The sequence below is a fragment of the Planococcus maritimus genome, assembly GCF_001592825.1.
Lineage (GTDB): Bacteria > Bacillota > Bacilli > Bacillales_A > Planococcaceae > Planococcus > Planococcus maritimus_C.
In genome coordinates, this window is the sequence record NZ_LTZG01000001.1 from 522,097 (window position 1) to 543,699 (window position 21,603).

A 21,603-nucleotide genomic window follows, 5' to 3' on the forward strand; every position below is an offset into this window, starting at 1 on the left:
TTCGAATGTTTTTTTGATTTTTTTTGCTATTTCTTCTACAATAAAGAGCGAATAGAGGTGCACTAATGAGAAAAATAATTATCGGAATTGCCGTTGTGCAGTTGCTAGTATTGCTGACAATGCTCTTCCGAAGCGAACCGTTTTCACTGTTGTCATACATTAATAACTCCTTTATTTACGGGGGAGTGCTTGTATTTTTCGGACTTTGGGTCTTCGTTGTCCAGACAGGAGTTTTCGACATCTTTACGATGAGCATGCGCAAATTTTTCAAAAGCAAATCCACCTTGGACGATGATGAAATGCGCTTGCCTTCAGAAGTGTTGGCTTTCTCCAGTTTCCCGCTACTTATTATTGGCGGCGTAACATTGCTAGCGATGGCGATTTCACTTGCAATTTATCAACAATAGAATTGCATATTGCAGCAACAATCTCTTTTGTATTATAATAAAATTAATACAAATGAGCGTTGACAAAGAGTAGTAGATGAAGTTTCTTCTATAAAAGAGAGCTTGTGGTTGGTGGAAACAAGCAGAAGCCTTCATTGAATGGACTTTCGAGCTAAAGCGGCGAAACAAGTAGCCGCTTTCGTGTTCTCCACGTTACGGAGACAAGAGGCCGCTTTGCGGCAAGCAGGGTGGTACCGCGGAACCGCACATCATTCGTCCCTTTAGTTCCAGGGACGAAGATGTGCTTTTTTATATCCAATTTTAGGATCACCACTCAGAGGAGGAATTTCATTGAAGAAAATTTTTTCAGGCGTACAGCCAACCGGCACGGTCACACTTGGTAACTATATCGGAGCCTTTAAGCAGTTCACGGATCTACAGGAAGAATACGATTGCATCTTTTGCATCGTCGACCAACATGCCATTACCATGCCGCAAGATCGTCTCGAATTAAGAAAGAGCATCAAGTCGCTGGCTGCCTTGTATCTTGCTGTCGGCATCGATCCGGAGAAAGTGACGCTGTTTATCCAATCCGAAGTTCCAGCACACGCCCAGGCTGGCTGGATGCTGCAATGCGTATCGACTATCGGCGAACTCGAACGCATGACGCAGTTTAAAGACAAATCAGCAAAGGCCGCTTCGATCTCTGCCGGCCTCCTTACCTACCCGCCTTTAATGGCTGCTGATATTCTTTTGTATCAAACAGACATCGTCCCTGTCGGCGATGACCAAAAGCAACATATCGAATTGACACGTGATCTGGCGGAGCGTTTCAACAGAAAATACAACGACATCTTCACGATTCCGGATATCCGTATCCCAAAACATGGCGCACGAGTCATGTCCTTGCAGGATCCGACGAAAAAGATGAGCAAATCTGATTCAAACAAAAAATCAATCATTACATTACTCGATGATTTAAAGACCATTGAAAAGAAAGTAAAGAGTGCTGTGACAGACTCGGAAGGAATCGTTAAATACGATCCGGAGAACAAACCGGGTGTCTCCAACCTGCTGTCAATTGAAGCTGCCTTGACGGGAGCTTCAATCGACGAACTTGTCGCTAAATACGAAGGCGGCGGCTACGGCGAGTTTAAAGCGGGTGTTGCCAAAGCAATTACCGACCACCTAGCACCGATTCAAGAACGCTATTATAAATTGCTTGATTCTGATGAACTCGATACGGTTCTCGACGAAGGCGCAGAAAAAGCCAATGTCATCGCCAACAAGACATTGAAAAAAATGGAGAACGCGATGGGCCTTGGCCGCAAACGCAAGCGTTAATACAAGAAAAAAGGATGAACAAGTGGAATGCCACTCGTTCATCCTTTTTATGTGGTTTCTGTTAGCGCAATGATTTCGGATTTAACGCATCTTTTAACCCTTCGCCGATAAAATTAATCGACAGGATCGTCAAGGTAATAATGATCGCTGGCGGCATCCAAATCCATGGCTTGCCTTGCAGCACGTCCGGCTCGTTGGCAGATGACAGCATATTGCCCCAGCTCGGCGTCGCTTGCGGAACCCCAAAACCAAGATAACTGAGCGCCGATTCGATGACGATCATCGTCGCGAAAATCAGCGTCCCTTGAACGATGATCGTCGAAACGACATTCGGCAGCAAATGCTTAGTGATGACTTTAAATGGAGAGCAGCCAATAGACAAAGCTGCAAGGATATACTCATTTTCTTTCTCCGCTAATACTTTACTCCGGACGAGACGGGCAACCCCGCCCCAGCTGAGCGCACCGATGACCATGATCAAGACCCATAAACCATCGACGATGCCATAAAGGATAGTGTTCAAGACGATGACAAATACCAGGAATGGGAAATTCAATACGAAATCGGTAAAGCGCATCAAAATGCTATCGATCATGCCACCAAAAAATCCGGCTAATGCCCCTACTAACGTTCCGAGCACGATGACCATCAGTGTCGCACTAAAGCCAACGAGGAGTGAAATCCGCCCGCCGTAGAACAAGCGGGTCAAAACATCTCTGCCGCTTTTATCCGTACCCAATAGATGCTCGCTATTCGGCTCGATATTCATCGCTCCGATGTTCACTTTCGAGATATCCGGAAGCGGCGATAATACCGGTGCGAGAAACGGTGCTGACAGCGACATTAATGTCACCAGCACGATGAAACATGAGCTGATCATCGCCAATTTATTGCGGACAAACTTTCTTCTCGCTATTTGCCATGGAGATAAACTTCTTTCCGGCTTTTTTTGTTGAGCAATGGTAGTTGATGATGCCATTTTACTGCTTCCTCCTCAATCCAGGCGAATTCGTGGATCCACGACGCCGTATAGAATATCAGCCAATAAATTACCGAATAACGTAAGGAACGACAAAAGCATGGTCAAAGCCATCAAGGTCGGATAGTCACGGCTTGTCACTGACTCCAAGAACAATTGCCCAATTCCCGGGTATGTAAAAATCGTTTCCGTAATGATCGCTCCGCCGATCAATGCAGCAAAATCAAATCCAAGGAACGTCACCAAGGGAATGATGGAATTGCGCAGGATGTGGACATTGTAGATCTTTTTCATCGGTGTCCCTTTCGCGCGTGCTGTACGGACAAAATCCTTGCGGGAGTTTTCAATGATGTCATTGCGTAAAAATTGGGTATAGCTCGCTGTACTCATCGCTCCTAGCACAATTGCCGGCAACAACACATGGTGCATGCGGCTCAAGTAGTACTCCAAGCTGCCCTCTTGTGCCAAAATATCGACGGAGCCAGCAAACGGGAACCAATTTAGCTGGAAGGCAAAAATATAAATCGCAAAAACGGCAGCGACGAACGATGGAATCGCAAGCATAATATAGTTGAATCCTGCGATGGCATTATCCCCTAACGTATATGGACGCCTTCCTGAATACATGCCCATGAGGAATGCCATGATATACGTAATGATGAGCGCCGTGATGCCGAGCAATAAAGTATTCGGTATTTTTTCCATTATCAAGTCGAATACCGGAATCTGAAAACGCGTGGATTTGCCAAACTCCCCCTGGACGAATCCACTGATCCAATTAACATATTGAACCGGCAATGGGTCATTATAGCCGAGCTTTTCACGCATTTCTGCTATGTATTGAGGGTCGGTATTGAGCGGATCGATTTCCCCGCTGAGCGAATCGCCCGGCATTAGTTTAGCGAGGCTGAAGACCACGATGGAAATTAATATTAACATCGGAATCATTCCAAGCAATCGTCTAATCGAATATTTAAGCATAGGTACTCTCCTTGTCTGATAGGTTCTGGGCTATGCTCTTTTGCACGGGAAGGGGTATTTGGCAAAAACAGCCTTTCCCGTGCATAAGAGCTTCATATAAAGATTCAACGACGGGCGTATCGCCCATCGTTGAAGGTTTGTGCTGAGTTTATTCGGTTACGAACCATTCAGCAGGGCTGTTTTGACCAGATACATCATATTCAACTCCACCGACACGTGTGTTCAATGCCTTGATTTCTTCAAGTTCCGCGATATAGAGCATCGGGAGGTCTTCATTGACGATCTTCTGCCACTCTACATACAATTCTTTGCGTTTTTCCTGATCCGTGCCGACGATTTCGATATCAAGTGCATCGTCTAGCAATTGATCCGCTTCCGGATTGTTGTAGCGAGGATAGTTCCATAATTGATCTGCTTTCCATAGGCCCGATGGATCCGGGTCAGTTCCAGTGCCCCAACCGCCGAAGAAGGTTTCAATGGAAGCATCATCTTTTTCGACCATGTCGTAGTAAAGGTTGACTTCGACCATTTCTACTTCAGAACGCAGTCCTACTTCTTCGAAATACTGTGCAATTTGCTGGGCACGGGATTCGAAAGTCGGGTTGCCTGTTGCGTAGTGGGAGAATTTCACGATAAACTCATCGCCATTCGGGTCTTCACGGAATCCGTCGTCATTCGTATCGACGTATCCTGCGTCTTCCAGCATTTGTTTCGATTTTTCAGGATCGTATTCATATTGAATCAACTCGCTGTCATCCGCTGAATTCCAGTGGGAAGACGGTACCGGCTTGTTGACGACATCCGCATAGCCGAAGAAGAATGCATCCACCCATTCCTGGCGGTTCAATGCATACATCATCGCTTGGCGAAGCTCCTTGCTTTGGTATTTCGGAAGTTCTTCTGTGATCGTTTGGGATTCGTTATCGAATTTGCCAAGCTTGAATCCTACATAATAATACGTCAATCCAGGATACGTAACGATTTCCACGTTTTCCAAAGGCTCAACTTCAGGGCCGGATACCGGCTGAAGGGAGATCATGTCAATGTCGTTGTTCTGCAAAGCCCCGACAACAGAAGAGTTATCGATTACGCGCAGGACGATTTTATCCAAATTGACATCTCCGTTCCAGTATTCATCGAATTTCGAGAATTCGACGGACTCGCCAGGAACGATTTTATCGATTTTGAACGGCCCGATTCCGATTGGAGTCGAACGCACCCATTCCGAAGCCGACATTTCAGCGACCGGCACATCGCCAAGAACGGATTCAGGAAGCGGATATGCCCATAGGTTCGTTAAGTTGTTCACGCGTGCTTCGTCGAAAGTGATATTGATTTCGTAATCGCTGACCACTTCGATCCCTGAAATGGAATCGGCGTCGCCGCTGCGGTATGCTTCAGCGCCTTCGATTGTTTGAACATTTGCATAGCGGGGGCCGTCATAGTCAGGATCTGCGATGGTTTCTAGCGCAAACACCCAGTCGTTGACAGTCAATTCTTCGCCATTATGCCATTTCACGCCTTCTTCGAATGTGAAGTTGAAGACTTTATTGTCCTCTGTTTCCCAAGAAGCAACGTTCGGTTCTGGCTCTAAGTTTTCGTTATAGCTGATTAACGCTTCATCGAATAGTTCGATGACTTCAAAATCAGTGGCAATGCCATAGAACGCGGAAGAGAACAAACCTTCTGGTGGCGCATCAAGACCATAGACCAGCGTTCCGCCTTCTTGCGGCTCGCCATCAGAAGATCCCCCTTCTGAACCTGACTCACTGGATCCATCGTCGCCGCCGCATGCCGCCAGAAACGCAGACAGGACAAGCACTAACGCGAAAAGCCAGAGTAACGATTTTTTCTTCATCTTTTTTCCCCCTAAAAAATTTTTTGATCAATACAAATGGCACGCAACTTGATGGCCTGGCCGCACTTCTGTCAACACGGGTTTCTGTTGTGAGCAGACTTCCATCGCTACCGGGCAGCGCGTGTGGAACGGGCAGCCCGCAGGCGGGTTTTGAGGGCTCGGCACATCCCCTTTCAAGACAATCCGCTCTTTCCGCTTTGCCGGATTCGGTTCCGGAATTGCGGAGATGAGCGCCTGCGTGTAAGGATGCAGCGGTTCTTTGTATAAATCTTTATTTGAAGCAAGCTCTACGAGGTTGCCCAAATACATCACGCCGATTCGATCGCTCATATGCTTTACGACACTCAAGTCGTGCGCAATGAAGAGATAGGTCAGATCGAATTCGATTTGCAGTTCCTTCAATAAGTTCAGCACCTGCGATTGCACGGAAACATCGAGTGCCGATACCGGTTCATCTGCGACAATCAGCTTGGGGTGCAGTGCCAGCGCGCGGGCGATGCCGATGCGCTGTCTTTGGCCGCCTGAAAATTCATGGGCGTATTTATAATAAGCCTCTTCAGGCAAGCCAACTCGCTTCAGGAGCGTCTTGATTTCCTGCTCCAATTCTTTTTTATTGCGCTTTTCGTAATTGAGGATCGGCTCAGAAATGATGTCGCCGACCATCTGCGTCGGATTCAGCGACGCGTAGGGATCCTGGAACACCATTTGGAAATCGCGCCTGGCCTTTTGCAATTTAGACCCTGATAACCGGGTAATGTCTTTTCCTTCGAAAAGGATTTCGCCTTCCGTCGGTTTCATCAGTCTCAGGATGGTCCGCCCAGCAGTTGATTTGCCACAGCCTGATTCGCCGACCAAACCAAGCGTCTCCCCTCTCCTAATCGCAAACGACACGTCGTCCACCGCTTTGACATTGCCGATGGTCCGCTTGAAAAAGCCGCCGGTGACTGGATAGTATTTTTTCAAATTCCGGATTTCCAGAAGATTTTCACGCTTATCTAAGTGATCAATTCGATCCTGGATAAAATCTCTAGTGGTCATAATGTTGCGGCTCCTTGTCGTTCTCTTTTTTCGCCATTAGGCCAACTTTCTTCATATAATAGGCACGCAGCTTCGTGTCGATTGTCCACTTTTGCAAGCTGTGGTGTTACCGTCAGGCATTCTGCCATCGCTTTCGGGCAACGGTTCGCAAAACGGCAGCCTACCTGGGGCATATTGATAACAGATGGCACAAGCCCTTCAATCGTCGCAAGCTCCTCGACGTCTTCGTCCATTTTAGGGACTGCTTTCATCAACAATTCGGTATACGGATGTTTGGGACTGCTGAACAAGTCGTCGACAAATGCGCGCTCGACAATTTTCCCCGCGTACATGACCAATACTTCATCGCAGATTTCTGCTACGACTCCTAGGTCGTGTGTGATGAGGATGATCGACATATCGTTCGCTTCTTGTATGCCTTTCATCAATTCAAGAATTTGCGCTTGCACCGTCACATCCAACGCGGTCGTCGGCTCGTCGGCGATCAGCAATTTTGGTTGGCACGCAATCGCCATGGCAATCATGACGCGCTGGCGCATCCCCCCGGACAATTGATGAGGGTATTCAGTGACGATTTGTTCAGCCCGCGGTATCCCCACTTGCTTCAATAAGGCGACTGACCGCAACCGAGCTTCTTTTTTGGTCAGTTTCTCATGATTCAAAATCACTTCTTCAATTTGATAGCCAATGGTGAATACTGGATTGAGCGAAGTCATCGGTTCTTGGAAAATCATCGAGATGTCTTTTCCTCGAATATCATTCATTTTCTTATCGGAAAATTTTGAAATTTCTTGTCCTTCGAATTCGATTTCGCCGCCTCGGATCTTGCCGACGCCATTCGGCAGCAATTGCATAATGGATAGCGACATAACGCTTTTTCCGCAACCTGATTCGCCTACTACCCCGACGATTTGCTTCGGCAAGACATCAAAGCTGACTCCCTCGACTGCGTTATAATAATCGCCGTCAATTTTGAACCCAGTTTGGAGGTTTTTAACCCGCAAGAGCGGTGTAGACTCATTGATTCCATAAGCTGTCATGAAAACACCTCAAAATTCTTTTTTTTCTGTCAATTCCAACTAGTTTTAAGCATATTACAAAAGTATTACATGCGCAATATAATTTTTGTATTTTAAGAAATGATTACCATATAGAGAAAATCATTTCTTTTCCCATGTCTTGCTTTTGCTATGTATCGCTTATGATAGCCCACTTTGAATTGATTGCTATATTAAAAATTACATAAAAAAACTCCTGTTTCCAGGAGTTTTTCGATAAGCTTTATACTTTTTTGAAGACGAGTGAAGCGTTATGTCCGCCAAAGCCTAGTGAATTGCTCATCGCATAAGAGAAATCAGCCGTTCTAGCTTCATTCGGTACATAATCCAAATCCAATTCCTCATCTGGTGTTTCGTAATTGGTCGTCGGTGGCATGATGCCTTCTTTCAAGGCCAAAGCCGTGAAGATGGCTTCGATGCCGCCTGCTGCGCCGAGCAAATGCCCTGTCATTGATTTTGTTGAACTCATACCGAGCTTGTAAGCGTGGTCGCCAAAGACCGTCTTGACTGCCATCGTTTCGAACATATCATTATAAGGCGTGCTCGTGCCATGCGCATTGATATAACCGATCACGTCTGTTTCAACGCCTGCATCTTCAATAGCCTGTTGCATAGCGCGTGCTGCTCCTTCGCCACCTGGGGCTGGAGCCGTAATATGATGCGCATCTCCAGTGGAGCCATAGCCGACCACTTCTGCATAAATTTTCGCACCGCGTGCTTTGGCGTGCTCGTATTCTTCCAGAATGACAATGCCAGCACCTTCGCCGATGACAAAGCCGTCACGGTTTTTATCGAATGGGCGTGATGCCGTTTTAACATCTGCATTGGTTGTCAATGCCGTATTTGCTGTAAAACCGGCTACGGACAAGCGTGTGATTGGAGCTTCTGCGCCGCCTGAAATCATGACATCCGCATCTCCACGCTGGATGACCTTGAAGGCATCGCCGATCGAATTCGTGCCGGATGCACAAGCCGTTACCGAGCAAGAGTTGATGGCTTTTGCACCGAAGTGGATCGATACTTGGCCTGATGCCATATCGGGAATAATCATTGGCACGAAAAATGGGCTGATGCGGCGAACACCGCGTGAGTTCAACACGTCCATTTGGTTTTCAATCGTTTCCATCCCACCGATGCCGGATCCGATCCACACGCCCGTGCGGAGAGCGGTTTTCTCATCGAGCTCTAGTTGCGCATCTTTCATTGCCATGATCGATGAAGCGAGTGCGTAGTGAGTAAAGCGGTCCATCTTACGTGCTTCTTTACGTTCGATGTAATCTTCGATTGAAAAGTCTTTTACTTCTGCAGCTACTTTCGCAGGATACTGATCGGCATCCAAGCGCGTTAGCGGGCCTACGCCTGACTTGCCTGCTTTGACCGCTTCCCATGTGCTTTCTGCACTATTTCCAAGCGGCGATACTGCACCAATACCTGTTATGACGACACGACGATTTTCCATTTGATTTACTTCCTTTCGCATATCCGATTATTTCCCCCACTTCATAGCAATTGCGCCCCAAGTCAAGCCACCGCCGAAGCCGACCATGACAACTACATCGTCATCTTTGATACGGCCTTCCTCTAAATCTTCTACAAGTGAGATTGGAATTGACGCTGCTGAAGTGTTTCCGTATTTTTGTATGGTTTTCGACATTTTCTCTACCGGTAAATCAAGACGAGCCCGAGATGATTCCATGATTCGGATATTCGCTTGATGCGGGATAAGAAAGTCGACATCTTCTTTGTCTAAGCCAGCTTTTTCGATCACATTGATGGCGGACTCCCCCATTTGGCGCACCGCAAATTTAAACACTTCACGGCCATTCATGACCAAATGCTTGTCTTGATACAAATGTTCGCCGCCAGTGCCGTCCGCCCCGAGTTCGAATGATAGAATCCCGCGGCCTTCTGACACTTTGCCAATTACAGCTGCGCCAGCTCCATCGCCGAATAAGACAGCCGTATTGCGATCTTCCCAATTGGTGATTTTCGAGAGTTTCTCAACACCAACTACTAAGACATAGCGATACGTATCCGATTCAATGAATTGTTTCGCTGTGATGACCCCGTACATGAACCCCGCACATGCGGCAGAAATGTCCATGGCTGCGGCATTTACCGCACCAATTTGCTGCTGAATATCGCATGCGACAGAAGGGAATGGGCGGTCAGGCGTGACAGTCGCTACTAGGATCAGTCCGATGTCTGCTGGATCGATTCCAGCAGATGCGATTGCCTGTTGCGCCGCGACCCGGGCCATATCCGATGTATCTTGTTCATCGCGTGCAATCCGGCGTTCTTCAATGCCGGTCATGGTTCGAATCCACTCATCCGAGGTGTCCATGCGCTGCTCCAAATCAAAGTTGGTCAATTTATCTTCCGGCAAGCATCTGCCGGTACCAATGATTCCAGCATTCATATCTATATCCCTCATTTCGATTAATATCAATTATTAGTACCTGGTGTTAATAATACGCCCTTTTCCAATCGATTTCAAGTTGGCGACATATTTCCGACAAAAACTTTCGAAACGCGCGAAACTTTCTTTCTGAAAAGGCTTCCTTATGCTATGATAAAACTAGTTATTCTATGTATAGAGGTGAAAACAGATGCAATATATCGGAACTCTTTTCTGGTCTGTCCTTATTATTTCCATGTTGAATTATGTAGTAAGTGCCGTACAAAACGTGCCCTTCGACTTCCCGATCGGTGTCATCATGGCAGTGGCAGTCACTGTATTGGTCATCGTGATGGATGCTATCATCCCGAAAGAAGCAGCAAAAGAATATTGATCACAATAAAAACGGAAGCCTTTGTGGCTTCCGTTTTTATTTGGCTGGATCTTTTCGACGGCTATTTAAAGTGGGGCTAGCTTGTAAATGCCTTTTTCAAGATTCATAACGGCTGATAAGAATGGAGACGGCGACTCTTGCAGGGACAGTGCGAGCTGAAAACCCTTGACTGAGCAAAAGCGAGGGAAGCGGCTGAAACCGTGCCCGCGGAAAGTGTCCGTCGCAATGGACATCAGCCTTCTCTTATACAGTGATAAGCAATTGTTTATCAGCGTCCATCGATACTCTCAATGTAGAGCCTGGAGTGACGTCTCCTTTGATCAATTCTTTAGCGATGCGCGTCTCAATTTCACGCTGGATAAAGCGTTTCAGCGGGCGTGCACCAAATACAGGGTCCGTACCAGCTTCAATGATGTAATCGATAACCGCATCATCCACTTCCAAAGAAATTTGTTGTTGTTTCATTCGTTCAGCCAGTTCACCGATCATTTTCTTGGCAATGCCATAGAAATGTTCATTAGACAATGAATGGAAAATGACGATATCGTCGATTCGGTTCAATAGTTCCGGACGGAAATGCTTGCGCAGTTCCATCATGACAATATCTTCCGTATCGTGCTGGCTGCTGGTGCCGATATGCTGGGAACCAATATTCGATGTCATGATGACGACGGTATTGGAAAAATTCACGAGACGCCCCTGGCTGTCAGTGATGCGCCCGTCGTCTAAAATCTGCAGCAAGATGTTCGCGACATCGGGATGGGCTTTCTCGATCTCATCGAGCAACACGACGGAATAAGGATTGCGGCGAACCGCCTCTGTCAATTGCCCGCCTTCCTCGTAGCCGATATATCCCGGAGGCGCACCGACAAGTCGCGACACGCTATGCTTTTCCATATACTCAGACATGTCGATGCGGATGAAATGGTCTTCCGAATCGAATAAGTTCGCAGCGAGCGATTTGGCGAGTTCCGTTTTCCCGACACCGGTCGGGCCAAGGAAAATAAATGAGCCAATTGGTTTTTGCTCATCTTTAATGCCGGCACGTGCACGCCAAACCGCTTCTGTCACGAGTTCGACAGCTCTGTCCTGCCCGATAACGCGCTCTTTCAGCGTGTCACCAAGTCGCAATAGTTTTTCACGTTCGCCTTCAACCAATTTGGTCACCGGAATCCCCGTCCAACGGGCGACAATACCAGCAATTTCTTCTTCGGTTACTTCCTCGCGAAGCAAGCGTTCTCCTCCATCACCTGCAAGTTCCACTTCCATTGCGCTTAGTTCCTTTTCGAGTTCAGGAATCTTCCCGTGGCGCAGCATTGCCGCAGTATTCAAATCGTATTTGTTTTCCGCATCTTCCAATTGGCGGCGATACTGATCCAGTTGTTCACGTTTTTGCTGGACCTTCTGAAGCGATTGTTTTTCTGCGTTCCATTGCTGCTGCATGCCTTCAGAGGACGCTTTCAACTCTTTAATCTCTTCTCGCAGCGCAGTGAGCCGATTTTTACTCGCTTCGTCTTTCTCTTTGCGAAGTGCCTGTTCTTCAATTTCAAGCTGCATAAGGCGCCGTGTCACTTCGTCAAGTTCCTGTGGCATGGAATCGATTTCCGTGCGAATCATGGCACATGCTTCATCGATTAAATCGATTGCCTTATCTGGCAGGAAACGCTCCGTAATATACCGGTCCGACATCGCAGCTGCCGCAACGATCGCCCGGTCATGGATACGCACGCCGTGGTGAAGTTCAAAGCGTTCTTTCAATCCGCGCAGGATTGACACAGCATCTTCGACAGAAGGCTCACGTACCATCACTTGCTGAAAACGACGCTCAAGTGCTGCATCTTTTTCGATATGCATACGATATTCATCCAATGTCGTAGCCCCGATGCAATACAGTTCGCCGCGCGCAAGCATCGGTTTGAGCATATTGCCGGCGTCCATTGCGCCTTCTGTTTTCCCTGCGCCGACGATGGTATGGATTTCATCGATAAAGAGGATGATTTGCCCTTCGCTGTCTTTTACTTGCTTTAATACGCTTTTCAGCCGCTCTTCAAACTCCCCGCGGTATTTGGCACCTGCTATCAACGCACTCATATCAAGTTCGTAAATGACACGGTTCTTTAACCCTTCCGGCACATCGTTTCGGACGATGCGCTGTGCCAGCCCTTCAACAATTGCTGTCTTGCCGACGCCTGGTTCACCGATCAGTACCGGATTGTTTTTTGTTTTTCTCGAAAGAATCCGGATAACATTGCGGATTTCCTGGTCGCGGCCGATGACTGGATCCATTTTTCCGGACTGGGCTTGTTCGACCAGGTTGCGGCCGAATTGTTCCAATGGCGATTTCTGCTGATCGTTTGGATTTTGGAATTGAACCAATCGAATCACGCTCCTTCAAAATTAGTTTGACTATCTTTGACTAATTAGATTATATGTCCGCCTGCGCCCTTTTGCAACGGAAATGCTCATAAAAAAAGCCGCAAGGAATTTTTCTCCTTGCGACTTTTTTACGGTTCTATTATCGAACGCCGAGCGCCATTTTAGCATAGCGCGACATATGATCTTTGCTCCAGACAGGCTGCCAGACGATTTTTACATCGACTTCTTCAACCTCCGGCAATTCATATAAGGATGTTTTGACCATCTGGACGATTTGCGGCCCCATTGGGCATCCCATTGAAGTGAGTGTCATAGTGACCACGCAAAAACCGTCTTCGGATAATTCCACATCATATACAAGGCCCAAATTGACGATATCAACACCCAATTCTGGGTCGATGACATTTTCGAGTGCACCTAATAGATAATCTTTTGTTTCTTGATCCATTTGGAATCCCTCCTTTTCCTGTTAATGCTTATCTTACCAAACATCTAAGCGAAATGAAATCGACTTGCTTATTCTGTTAAGCGCGCAGTAATCCAAGAAGTTGCAGCAAGCATCCCTTTTCGGCTGACTGCGTGCGCTGCCTCTGTTTCTTTCATAAGCGACAGGCGTTCAGGATACGCCGCATAATCTTGCTGCAGCGCATGGAACAGTCGGTTGGTCGGTTCAAACGGAACGGTCGGGTCTTTCACGCCGTGCCAGAAAAAGACCGGGCGGCCGTTAAAGGCTTGGCGGTTCAAGCTAATATCAAAACGCGACAGAGCCTGAAGCATCCCTTCTCGTTCATTATCCGTCAGTGGCAAATCAAATCCACGAGACTCGTACTGCCTCATTTGTGCTTTTGCCAGTTCTACATAATTTCCGGACCCCATCATGACTGCTGCCGCTTTGATCCAAGGATGGGCAGTCAAAGCGCCGAGCGTCGTGATTCCGCCCATCGATGTACCTCCAACAGCTGGCTCTCCTGTAGTAAGATTTCGTTTATGCAATTCCGCGTGAATAAACCCGAGTTCTTCAATAGAAGTCAAAACGATTTCCCAAAAACGCAAACTGATTTGGACTTCATCGAGCGATTGATCACGCTCCCCGTGAAGCAAAGCATCCGGCAGAATGACACGTACCCCTTGCTGTGCCCATTGCCATGCATAATGTAGATTATGTTCTTTCGCACTTGTATGCCCGTGCAAGAAAATGACCGTTGGCAAGGGCCCTTCTTTATGGCCTTCTGGTGTTATATGTAAGATTGGGATGCTTCCCCATAATTCATTAGTTACTTTCATGCGCTTCACTCCTCACCCTAAATCCTACCAATTTTTCTTCGTTCCCGCAAATTCAGGCATCGTCGTCGGCTTTTTTTGACGGATAGCCTCTATTATCGCTAAACTGAAGAGAGATAGAAGGGAGCCGGATTTTTATATGAAACAACATTTAATCGTACTCGACTTGGACGGTACATTATTGACCGACCAAAAAGTCATTTCACCGAAAACCAAAGCAATTTTGAACCAAGCACGAAAAGATGGCCACCAAGTCATGATCGCTACAGGACGGCCATATCGCGCAAGTGAAATCTATTACCGGGAACTTGGCCTCAATACGCCGATTGTCAACTTCAACGGAGCTTTCGTCCACCACCCTGATGATAAACATTGGGGATTGCACCATACGCCAATCGGTTTGGATGTCGTCCATGAAGTTGTTGAATCGATGCACGCTTTTGATTTTCATAACATTGTCGCAGAAGTGATGGATGATGTCTATGTTCACCATCACGACGAGAAACTCATGGACATCTTCAACTTCGGAGATCCAAGTATCACAACTGGCGATTTGCGCAATTATTTGAAAACCGACCCCACTTCGATGCTCATCCATGCGCCATATGAAAAAGTACACGCCATCCATGATCATTTGTCGGAAGTGCATGCTGAAGTTATTGACCACCGCCGCTGGGGCGCACCGTGGCATGTCATTGAACTGGTCCGGGCAGGCATGAACAAAGCTGTCGGCATCGACCGTGTGTCGAAATCACTCGGCATCGCCAAAGAGCATATTATTGCTTTCGGAGATGAAGACAACGATCTAGAAATGCTGGATTTTGCAGGTGTCGGAGTCGCTATGGGCAATGCCATTGATCCTCTAAAGAATATCGCCAATGAAATCACCTTAACGAATAACGAAGACGGCATCGCTGAACTACTGATGGACCGCTTGAAACTGAAACTTTAAAGGGGGAAATTTTGTGAGATTGTTTGCAGACAGCGCTTCTGATTTACCGAAAGATTTCTTTGAACAGGAACAGGTCGTCCTGTTCCCTTTGCGTGTCCATATTGGCGAGGCAGAATATGAAGATATCCGGACGATCGATTCCATGAAAGTTTATGACGCTATTCGCTCAGGCGTCCATCCAAAAACCTCTCAAGCCTCTCCTGAAGAAATGCTCAAGGCATTTGAACAATTAGCGAAAGATGGGGAGACCGGATGCTATATCGCTTTTTCTTCAGAGTTGTCTGGAACCTATTCAACAGCGGTCATGGTTGCAGGCCAAGTGCGAGAGGAATATCCTGACTTGAACTTGACGATCATTGATTCCAAAGCGGCTTCACTTGGCTATGGGCTGCTCGTCAAAGAAGCGGTGAACTTACGCAACGCCGGCGCAAGCTACGACGAGATTATTCAAAAAGTGCGTTTCAAGGCCAATCATCTCGAGAGCCTGTTTACAGTTGAAGATTTGGATTATATGGCACAAGGCGGCCGCATTTCAAAAGGCAGTGCATTTGTTGGCGGCTTATTGAATATTAAACCTTTGCTTCACGTGGAAGACGGCAAACTCGTGCCAATTGAAAAATTGCGCGGCCGTAAAAAAGTCATCAAGCGCATGATCGAGCTGATGAAAGAACGCGGAAGCAATTTGGACCAGCAAATTATCGCCATTAGCCACGCCGATGATATGGAATTTGCTGAGGCTTTAAAAGGCGAAATCGAATCCGCCTATCATCCAAAAGACATCGAAATTCATATGATCGGTTCCGTGATCGGGGCCCATACAGGACCTGGTACACTTGCGTTATTCTTCTTTAACCAAACCGATTAAGGAGTGAATTGTTGATGAAAAAAGTTCTTGTAGTCGGTGCGGTAGCCGGTGGTGCGACTGCAGCGGGCCAACTCCGTTTTTACGATAAAGAAATGAGCATTACTATTTACGACAGGGATTCGACCATGTCGTATGCCGCTTGCGGGACGCCTTACGTGATTGGCGAGGTCATCGAAGACGAAACTTCGCTCCTGATGGCCGATCCGGAGAAATTCCAGCACAAACGAAATATCAAGGTTAGGCTTGAACACGAAGTCGTGAAAATACTCCGCGCTAAGAAAAAAATACTTGTCCGCAACTTAAACACCGGCGAAGAGTTTCACGATTCCTATGATGTTTTGATCCTATCGCCCGGTGGCAATGCCATCAGGCCAGATATTGAAGGCTCACAGCAAAAGCATGTATTCACGCTGCGCAGCTATGGTGATATGCAAGACATCCATTCCTACATCCAAAGAGAGAGGCCTTTACGTTGTGTTATTTCTGGAGCTGGATTCATTGGGCTTGAAATGGCGGAAAATCTGAAGCATCTCGGCCTAGAAGTCGATCTCGTCCATAAGTCGAGTGCTATCTTGTCGATTTTGGATAAAGACCTGTCACAGCTTTTGCATGCTGAACTGGAGAAAAACAATGTCCGGGTGCATACGGAAACCGTCATCGACAAGATTGATGATCGACATGTCTATTTGTCAGACGGAAAAATCTTGAAAGCCGATTTCGTCCTTATGAGCATTGGCTTAAAACCGAATACGATACTTGCTGAAAGTGCCGGACTCAGTTTAGGGGAAACCGGGGGCATTCGCACTAATGAGTTTATGCAGACCGACGATGAATCCATCTATGCTATCGGGGATGCGTCGGAGAATTTCGATTTTATAACCGGAGACCCGAAACGCGTACCACTCGCTTGGCCCGCACACCGTCAGGCTTTTCTCGTCGCGCAGCACATTGTCGGCAATCCGATTGCGAAAAAGGGTTTGCTTGGCACTTCCGCCTTGAAAGTTTTCAGTTTGGACGCAGCGATGACGGGATTGACGGAAACAGCGATCAAAGAAAAAGGGCTGAACGCCCAAACAGTCACACATACGGGAAATTCGAACGCAGGGTATTACCCGGAGCATGAGAAACTGACTTTAAAAGTCCATTATCATCCTGAAACGAGACAAATCTTAGGCGCGCAATGCGTTGGCGGAAAAGGCGTCGACAAGCGCATTGATGTCCTAGCGACAGCCATTTTCGGTGGATTGACCATTGATGACTTGCAGGCGCTCGAGCTATGCTATGCTCCCCCTTTTTCTTCGCCAAAAGATCCTGTCAATATGATCGGCTATAAAGCCTTCGACTAATTGTATTGAGAGCGCCTGGAAACAGGTGCTTTTTTTCATGCAAAAAAGGCTGTGGACAGGTAGGAACCTGCTCACAGCCTTTTGTTTATTTAGTTTGTTTGGCCGCTTCATCAGCTTTCCGCTGCTTGCCTTTTTTCCAGACAACCCATAAAAAGCCCATGAAAATTAAATACATTAGCCCTAGAGTGACGATATAAGCCGTATTTAGCCCTCGTTTTTCAGTGATATGGTAAGTTTCCACTAATTCCCGGTCTAATGTGAGGCGGTACTGTCCATCCTCATCTGGGCGGACAATATCGCTTTCAAACAGTCCCCGAAGTTCCATTCCCTCGCCAACGACATCCGGCGCCACACTCAAACTTTTTGTTTCGGAAGAGTTATTGATTGCAATGATCCAAGATTCTTCGTCGTTCGAACGCTTATAAACCATCCATCCTTCTTCTTCATGGAGCATTTCTAAATCCCCTGTGCGCAATGCTTCAGATGAATTACGCAAGGAGTTCAAGTTGGTGATGTGATCGATCAATTCTTTTTCAACCGCCATGTCCAAAATTTGATGGGATTCCGGCAAGGCTTCACCGTTCATCGCCGTTTCAGAACCGTACTGGACGACCGGAACTCCCGGCATCGTCAGCAATTGTGAAAATAGCATACGCCAGCGTGTTGGCGGATAGCCTCTTGATTCAACGATATCGAATGTAAAGCGTGAACCGTCGAGTGAATCAACACGGATTAATTTACCATCTGCTTGCTGCATCAATTCAGGAACCTCAGCCAAAGACTGATCAAAATTGCGGTAGCTGTCGCGGAGAGTTTGTTCTACCCCCGCTTGCACGACCGCATCAAATCCAGCTTGATTATCCATTTCTGCATCTGCCAGCACATAAAATTCTTCTTTCTGCTTTATATCAGCAGAAAAGGTTTCGACAAATACCGGATCCAGTGCTTCAGCATTTAACAGGCGAACGCCATCAATTGCGTATGTATCGCGGAAGTCAGCGAACATTTTAATTAAAGCTTGCTGTGCTTCTTCGTTGCTTGTATCGAGCGATAGCGTCTCATTTTCATTTTCAGTAAACCATTCAGGGTGTTCTTGCACCCATACGTGCTTTGCGCTCACTTCTTGCGTTGGCAAGTCGACAATCACTTTCATCTCACCTTCATGCACTTCCTCGATCAACGACTGAAACTCTTCCGCTGTTCCAAAATGGCGTTCCAATTGGCTATAGTCGAGTACTTGGCGCCCATCATAGCTTGCAGTCTGGAATACTGGCCCGACCGACAGCATCGTAAAGCCCATATCCCGGACATGCGCCAGTTCGCTTTCCATCCCTGCGAAATCTCCCCCGCTAAATGCAGCGGGATCGGTGGCGTCCACTGCATAATCGTTTTGAATCTGTTTATTGAAATAGCGGTCTACGAGGACGTCGTAGATGCTTTCGTCTTCGATTGTGCGGGTCTCTTCAGCTGCCACACCAGCAGTTGTCGGCAATAGCAACGCTGCTGCCAACGCCCAAATCATCATTTTTTTCTTCAAGTCCGTACTCCTCCTTCAATGAGGCCTAGATAATGCTCACCCGGTCTATTTTATCAAACTCACCTGGCTGCCGCTATGTCGTATTCGTGAAAGCGCGGCTGTTTATGGCAAGTTTCGTCCAAACTGTGAAATTCCCAACGAATCCCACAAGCTTGTTCTTTAGAACCCAATAAAAAAACTGCACGGTCCCAGTCGGTAAACACCAACATAGACCGTGCAGTATTATTTGGTTGAAATGCATCAATTATGCGAAGAAGTTAAAACCGATCGGCAATTTAAAGCCGAGGAACAAAGTCACAAGCAAGAATACTGCAAACAAGGCCCAGAACAAAGTGACCGGCTTTTGTTTCTTGCCACGCACAAGCACCATTTCCATCATGCCGATGGTCAATAGGCCGAATAGGAATTTCAAGCCGTAGAGCATAGCGTCGAATGAAGAATGCGCAACGAACAATGTCAGTCCCGTAATAATGATTAAAACATACACCAATCTTGTAATCATGTGGACAATTTTACGTCCCTTGCTGTCGCGGTGCATAAACGCAGCCACGAGGAAAAGTACGATGCCCACTACCCACATGGTAATGTGTAGATGCGTTGTATCAGTTAAAAATCCCAAAATCTCACCTCATTTAATATAGTCCCCTCAAGTTTACCACACGCAGGACGATAGAAAGTGATTGTTCCTTATGACAAATGTGTGACGAGTGTACCGATGGACTGAATCGATACTTTGATTGTATCGCCCGCTTTCAAGAATTTCGGCGGATTGAATCCTTTGCCAACGCCAGCTGGGGTGCCAGTCAGGATGACATCTCCCGGTTCGAGTGCTACTGATTTGGAGATTTCGGCAATCAGTTCATCGACACGGCGAATCATGTTTTCCGTATTGCCATTCTGGCGGACTTCGTCATTTACTTTCGTCACAAGAGACAGGTTCTGCGATTGCGGAATTTCATCTTTAGTGACAAGGTATGGACCCATCGGGCAAGAACCTGGCAAGCTTTTCCCTAGGAAATATTGCTGATGCTTTTCCTGGAGGTCACGCGCAGTCAAGTCAAGCGCGATGGTATAGCCAAACACGTGATCGTAAGCGAGCTGTTTCGGAATTTTATGGCCCGCCTTGCCAATGACAACAGCTAGTTCACCTTCGTAGTCATATGAATCGGTGACATCTGCATGTGCAGAGACCTTTTCTTCGTCTGCCGCGACCGTGTTCGGTGCTTTCGTGAAAACAACCATATCTGCTGGTGCTTGTCCGCCCATTTCTTCGGCGTGGTCAGCGTAGTTCTTGCCAATGCAGATAAAATTCTTCGGAGGTCTTGGGACAGGTGCCTGCCATTCGATTTCCGAAAAAGAGTGTTTGAATTGCTCAGGGGTTTCCGATTGGACAGCCGCTTCTGTCAATTTGCGGATCTGTTCCACAAACTCCATTCCTTGTGACACTCCATCAATCAGCTTTGCAGGAAATTCCGGCAAGACATTCAACTGCTGTTGGATAGCAAGGACATCCCATACGGCTTCTTCTTTTTTTACCTTAGGTCCAAAACGTTCTTCTCCATGTAAGCGAAACGATAAAAGTTTCATTCGTCAAACACTCCTTTTCTGTGATTGCATTCATTATACACATTCATCGTTTTGAATTGTTGCTTTTTTCAAAATTTCTTCCGTAAGTCCAGCGGCGCCAAATCATTTCGATCGGGCCACGCTTAAATTTGCTGAACCACAGTTCTGCAAAAATCAATTGAACAACGAAAATGCCAAGGGCGATCAAAGTTCCCGTCAGTAAATCCACTTGGCCATACAAGCCAAGTCCAAAGGAATAAAAGATCGAGGTCGCGATGATGGATTGTGTGAGATAGATCGTCATCGACATCCTGCCTGCTTTAACTAACGGAGACAAAGCCCTCATGAAGTTCAGGTTCATTGATAATAATGCGATGATCCCCGCATACCCAACCGCTACCAACGGCCCCCCGAATATTTCCTGGACATATTGAAAGGCATAATTGGTGTCGAATAAGTAAGGAGTGGATTTCAACAACAAGCCGACTACAAGCGAACTGAAGGCCAGTAGCAACCACGTTTTTTTCTTAGTGGCAACTTCTTCAATCATTCGCCATTTGGCTGCGGCTGCCCCCACCATCATCAATGGCAAGATGGTGACGGCATATATAATAAAACTGAATGGATTGTTGCCATAATACCAATCCGTCAACCGCCTGCTGAAAATTTCTGCGAAGTTCCCTGAGCCATAAGCCGCAATCGATTGTTCGGCTTCTTGGTACCCAATATAAATATTAGGATCTGCCATGACCGAAATAAACATAATGGCCGTGAACATCAAATGAGGCAATGCGTAGATTAATAAAGCAAGCCCCAATAGCCAGTTGGCAGGCAAGCTCAGCATGCCAATCAACAACAATCCCATCAAAGCGTAGGTGATTAAAATATCCCCGTACCAAATAAAGAACGCATGAATAATCCCAAATGCCAACAAGATCACCAGTCTCTTGACGGCTAGTGGAACAAACGGTTGACCGTGTTGTTGAGCCCGCGAAAATTGCATCATCAAGCCGTAGCCGAACAACATGGCAAATAGCGGGTAAAAGCTTGCCTGGACGAATATATCCAAGCCGGTGAATATAGTTTGGTCCATATTGCTGCTGAACCATTTATACGGATCGATGTAACTTAAAGGCGAATGGAATGCCAGCATATTGATGAGCAGAATTCCGAATAACGAGAACCCCCTCATCAAATCAATGGCATCCACCCGTTCACGTAAAGTGGTCGGCTGTAATTTCAAA

Annotated in this window: 20 protein-coding genes and 1 other annotated feature; of the genes, 6 read left to right on the plus strand and 14 right to left on the minus strand. The window is 46.8% G+C overall.

Going from position 1 to position 21,603, the window contains the following annotated elements; translation table 11 throughout:
- The first annotated feature begins 65 nt into the window (after positions 1-65).
- A complete protein-coding gene (locus AY633_RS02670) occupies positions 66-407 on the plus strand; it encodes a DUF3899 domain-containing protein (protein ID WP_068463192.1) in 342 nt (113 codons plus the stop codon).
- 50 nt (positions 408-457) lie between these two features.
- Positions 458-670, plus strand: a binding site (T-box leader).
- 67 nt (positions 671-737) lie between these two features.
- On the plus strand, positions 738-1,730 hold the full coding sequence (gene trpS, locus AY633_RS02675) for a tryptophan--tRNA ligase (protein ID WP_068463194.1): 993 nt from the start codon (positions 738-740) through the stop codon (positions 1,728-1,730).
- A gap of 61 nt (positions 1,731-1,791) precedes the next feature.
- Here trpS and opp4C read toward each other — a convergent pair whose 3' ends face one another.
- The 7 genes from opp4C to AY633_RS02710 all read right to left on the minus strand — a co-directional run bounded on the left by opp4C (position 1,792) and on the right by AY633_RS02710 (position 10,063).
- Positions 1,792-2,709, minus strand: coding sequence for an oligopeptide ABC transporter permease (opp4C, locus tag AY633_RS02680; RefSeq protein ID WP_068486257.1), 918 nt, complete (start codon positions 2,707-2,709; stop codon positions 1,792-1,794).
- A 15-nt stretch (positions 2,710-2,724) separates the two neighbouring features.
- Positions 2,725-3,690, minus strand: coding sequence for an oligopeptide ABC transporter permease (opp4B, locus tag AY633_RS02685; protein ID WP_068486259.1), 966 nt, complete (start codon positions 3,688-3,690; stop codon positions 2,725-2,727).
- A gap of 148 nt (positions 3,691-3,838) precedes the next feature.
- Positions 3,839-5,548, minus strand: coding sequence for an oligopeptide ABC transporter substrate-binding protein (opp4A, locus tag AY633_RS02690; protein WP_068486262.1), 1,710 nt, complete (start codon positions 5,546-5,548; stop codon positions 3,839-3,841).
- 27 nt (positions 5,549-5,575) lie between these two features.
- A complete protein-coding gene (locus AY633_RS02695) occupies positions 5,576-6,586 on the minus strand; it encodes an ABC transporter ATP-binding protein (RefSeq protein WP_068486263.1) in 1,011 nt (336 codons plus the stop codon).
- The gene (locus tag AY633_RS02700; RefSeq protein WP_068486265.1) at positions 6,583-7,626 is read right to left on the minus strand and encodes an ABC transporter ATP-binding protein; all 1,044 of its coding nucleotides are present in this window, start codon (positions 7,624-7,626) and stop codon (positions 6,583-6,585) included. The genes AY633_RS02695 and AY633_RS02700 overlap by 4 nt, the downstream gene beginning before the upstream one ends.
- Before the next feature lie 241 nt (positions 7,627-7,867).
- The gene (gene fabF / locus AY633_RS02705; protein WP_068486266.1) at positions 7,868-9,103 is read right to left on the minus strand and encodes a beta-ketoacyl-ACP synthase II; all 1,236 of its coding nucleotides are present in this window, start codon (positions 9,101-9,103) and stop codon (positions 7,868-7,870) included.
- 27 nt (positions 9,104-9,130) lie between these two features.
- Positions 9,131-10,063: a beta-ketoacyl-ACP synthase III gene (locus AY633_RS02710; protein ID WP_068463208.1), complete on the minus strand. Its 933-nt coding sequence runs from the start codon at positions 10,061-10,063 to the stop codon at positions 9,131-9,133.
- Between the two features lie 190 nt (positions 10,064-10,253).
- On the opposite strand from AY633_RS02710, the gene AY633_RS02715 reads away from it, so the two are divergent.
- Positions 10,254-10,436, plus strand: coding sequence for a YjzD family protein (locus tag AY633_RS02715; protein WP_068486267.1), 183 nt, complete (start codon positions 10,254-10,256; stop codon positions 10,434-10,436).
- A gap of 243 nt (positions 10,437-10,679) precedes the next feature.
- Here the strand turns inward: AY633_RS02715 and AY633_RS02720 are convergent, their stop codons facing one another.
- From AY633_RS02720 to AY633_RS02730, 3 genes are all read right to left on the minus strand, one after another.
- Positions 10,680-12,812, minus strand: coding sequence for an ATP-dependent Clp protease ATP-binding subunit (locus tag AY633_RS02720; protein ID WP_082799163.1), 2,133 nt, complete (start codon positions 12,810-12,812; stop codon positions 10,680-10,682).
- A 139-nt stretch (positions 12,813-12,951) separates the two neighbouring features.
- On the minus strand, positions 12,952-13,260 hold the full coding sequence (locus AY633_RS02725) for a metal-sulfur cluster assembly factor (RefSeq protein WP_058383381.1): 309 nt from the start codon (positions 13,258-13,260) through the stop codon (positions 12,952-12,954).
- Between the two features lie 68 nt (positions 13,261-13,328).
- A complete protein-coding gene (locus AY633_RS02730; RefSeq protein ID WP_068486269.1) occupies positions 13,329-14,096 on the minus strand; it encodes an alpha/beta fold hydrolase in 768 nt (255 codons plus the stop codon).
- A gap of 136 nt (positions 14,097-14,232) precedes the next feature.
- On the opposite strand from AY633_RS02730, the gene AY633_RS02735 reads away from it, so the two are divergent.
- Genes AY633_RS02735 through AY633_RS02745 form a run of 3 tightly spaced genes read left to right on the plus strand, consistent with a single transcriptional unit; the run spans position 14,233 to position 17,256 of the window.
- Entirely contained in the window at positions 14,233-15,045 is an 813-nt protein-coding gene (locus AY633_RS02735; protein ID WP_068486271.1) for a Cof-type HAD-IIB family hydrolase, read from the plus strand.
- A gap of 13 nt (positions 15,046-15,058) precedes the next feature.
- Positions 15,059-15,910 carry a DegV family protein gene (locus AY633_RS02740; RefSeq protein ID WP_068486273.1) on the plus strand — a complete coding sequence of 284 codons (852 nt, stop codon included), beginning with the start codon at positions 15,059-15,061 and terminating at the stop codon, positions 15,908-15,910.
- A gap of 14 nt (positions 15,911-15,924) precedes the next feature.
- Positions 15,925-17,256, plus strand: a complete 1,332-nt coding sequence (locus AY633_RS02745; protein WP_068486274.1) for a CoA-disulfide reductase — start codon at positions 15,925-15,927, stop codon at positions 17,254-17,256.
- Positions 17,257-17,341: 85 nt separating this feature from the next.
- Here the strand turns inward: AY633_RS02745 and AY633_RS02750 are convergent, their stop codons facing one another.
- From AY633_RS02750 to AY633_RS02765, 4 genes are all read right to left on the minus strand, one after another.
- Positions 17,342-18,793, minus strand: coding sequence for an alpha-amylase family glycosyl hydrolase (locus AY633_RS02750; RefSeq protein WP_068486275.1), 1,452 nt, complete (start codon positions 18,791-18,793; stop codon positions 17,342-17,344).
- 244 nt (positions 18,794-19,037) lie between these two features.
- Positions 19,038-19,412, minus strand: coding sequence for a YisL family protein (locus AY633_RS02755; protein WP_068486277.1), 375 nt, complete (start codon positions 19,410-19,412; stop codon positions 19,038-19,040).
- Between the two features lie 68 nt (positions 19,413-19,480).
- The gene (locus tag AY633_RS02760; RefSeq protein WP_068486278.1) at positions 19,481-20,380 is read right to left on the minus strand and encodes a fumarylacetoacetate hydrolase family protein; all 900 of its coding nucleotides are present in this window, start codon (positions 20,378-20,380) and stop codon (positions 19,481-19,483) included.
- 43 nt (positions 20,381-20,423) lie between these two features.
- The gene (locus AY633_RS02765) at positions 20,424-21,602 is read right to left on the minus strand and encodes a DUF418 domain-containing protein (RefSeq protein WP_068486279.1); all 1,179 of its coding nucleotides are present in this window, start codon (positions 21,600-21,602) and stop codon (positions 20,424-20,426) included.
- Position 21,603: the final 1 nt, after the last annotated feature.

What these genes read in the sequence shown, in the direction of transcription:
- AY633_RS02670 (WP_068463192.1), top strand. Translation starts at nt 66, where the DNA reads ATGAGAAAAATAATTATCGGAATTGCCGTTGTGCAGTTGCTAGTATTG.
- opp4C (WP_068486257.1), bottom strand. Translation starts at nt 2,709, where the DNA reads ATGGCATCATCAACTACCATTGCTCAACAAAAAAAGCCGGAAAGAAGT.
- opp4B (WP_068486259.1), bottom strand. Translation starts at nt 3,690, where the DNA reads ATGCTTAAATATTCGATTAGACGATTGCTTGGAATGATTCCGATGTTA.
- opp4A (WP_068486262.1), bottom strand. Translation starts at nt 5,548, where the DNA reads ATGAAGAAAAAATCGTTACTCTGGCTTTTCGCGTTAGTGCTTGTCCTG.
- AY633_RS02695 (WP_068486263.1), bottom strand. Translation starts at nt 6,586, where the DNA reads ATGACCACTAGAGATTTTATCCAGGATCGAATTGATCACTTAGATAAG.
- AY633_RS02700 (WP_068486265.1), bottom strand. Translation starts at nt 7,626, where the DNA reads ATGACAGCTTATGGAATCAATGAGTCTACACCGCTCTTGCGGGTTAAA.
- fabF (WP_068486266.1), bottom strand. Translation starts at nt 9,103, where the DNA reads ATGGAAAATCGTCGTGTCGTCATAACAGGTATTGGTGCAGTATCGCCG.
- AY633_RS02710 (WP_068463208.1), bottom strand. Translation starts at nt 10,063, where the DNA reads ATGAATGCTGGAATCATTGGTACCGGCAGATGCTTGCCGGAAGATAAA.
- AY633_RS02715 (WP_068486267.1), top strand. Translation starts at nt 10,254, where the DNA reads ATGCAATATATCGGAACTCTTTTCTGGTCTGTCCTTATTATTTCCATG.
- AY633_RS02725 (WP_058383381.1), bottom strand. Translation starts at nt 13,260, where the DNA reads ATGGATCAAGAAACAAAAGATTATCTATTAGGTGCACTCGAAAATGTC.
- AY633_RS02730 (WP_068486269.1), bottom strand. Translation starts at nt 14,096, where the DNA reads ATGAAAGTAACTAATGAATTATGGGGAAGCATCCCAATCTTACATATA.
- AY633_RS02735 (WP_068486271.1), top strand. Translation starts at nt 14,233, where the DNA reads ATGAAACAACATTTAATCGTACTCGACTTGGACGGTACATTATTGACC.
- AY633_RS02745 (WP_068486274.1), top strand. Translation starts at nt 15,925, where the DNA reads ATGAAAAAAGTTCTTGTAGTCGGTGCGGTAGCCGGTGGTGCGACTGCA.
- AY633_RS02760 (WP_068486278.1), bottom strand. Translation starts at nt 20,380, where the DNA reads ATGAAACTTTTATCGTTTCGCTTACATGGAGAAGAACGTTTTGGACCT.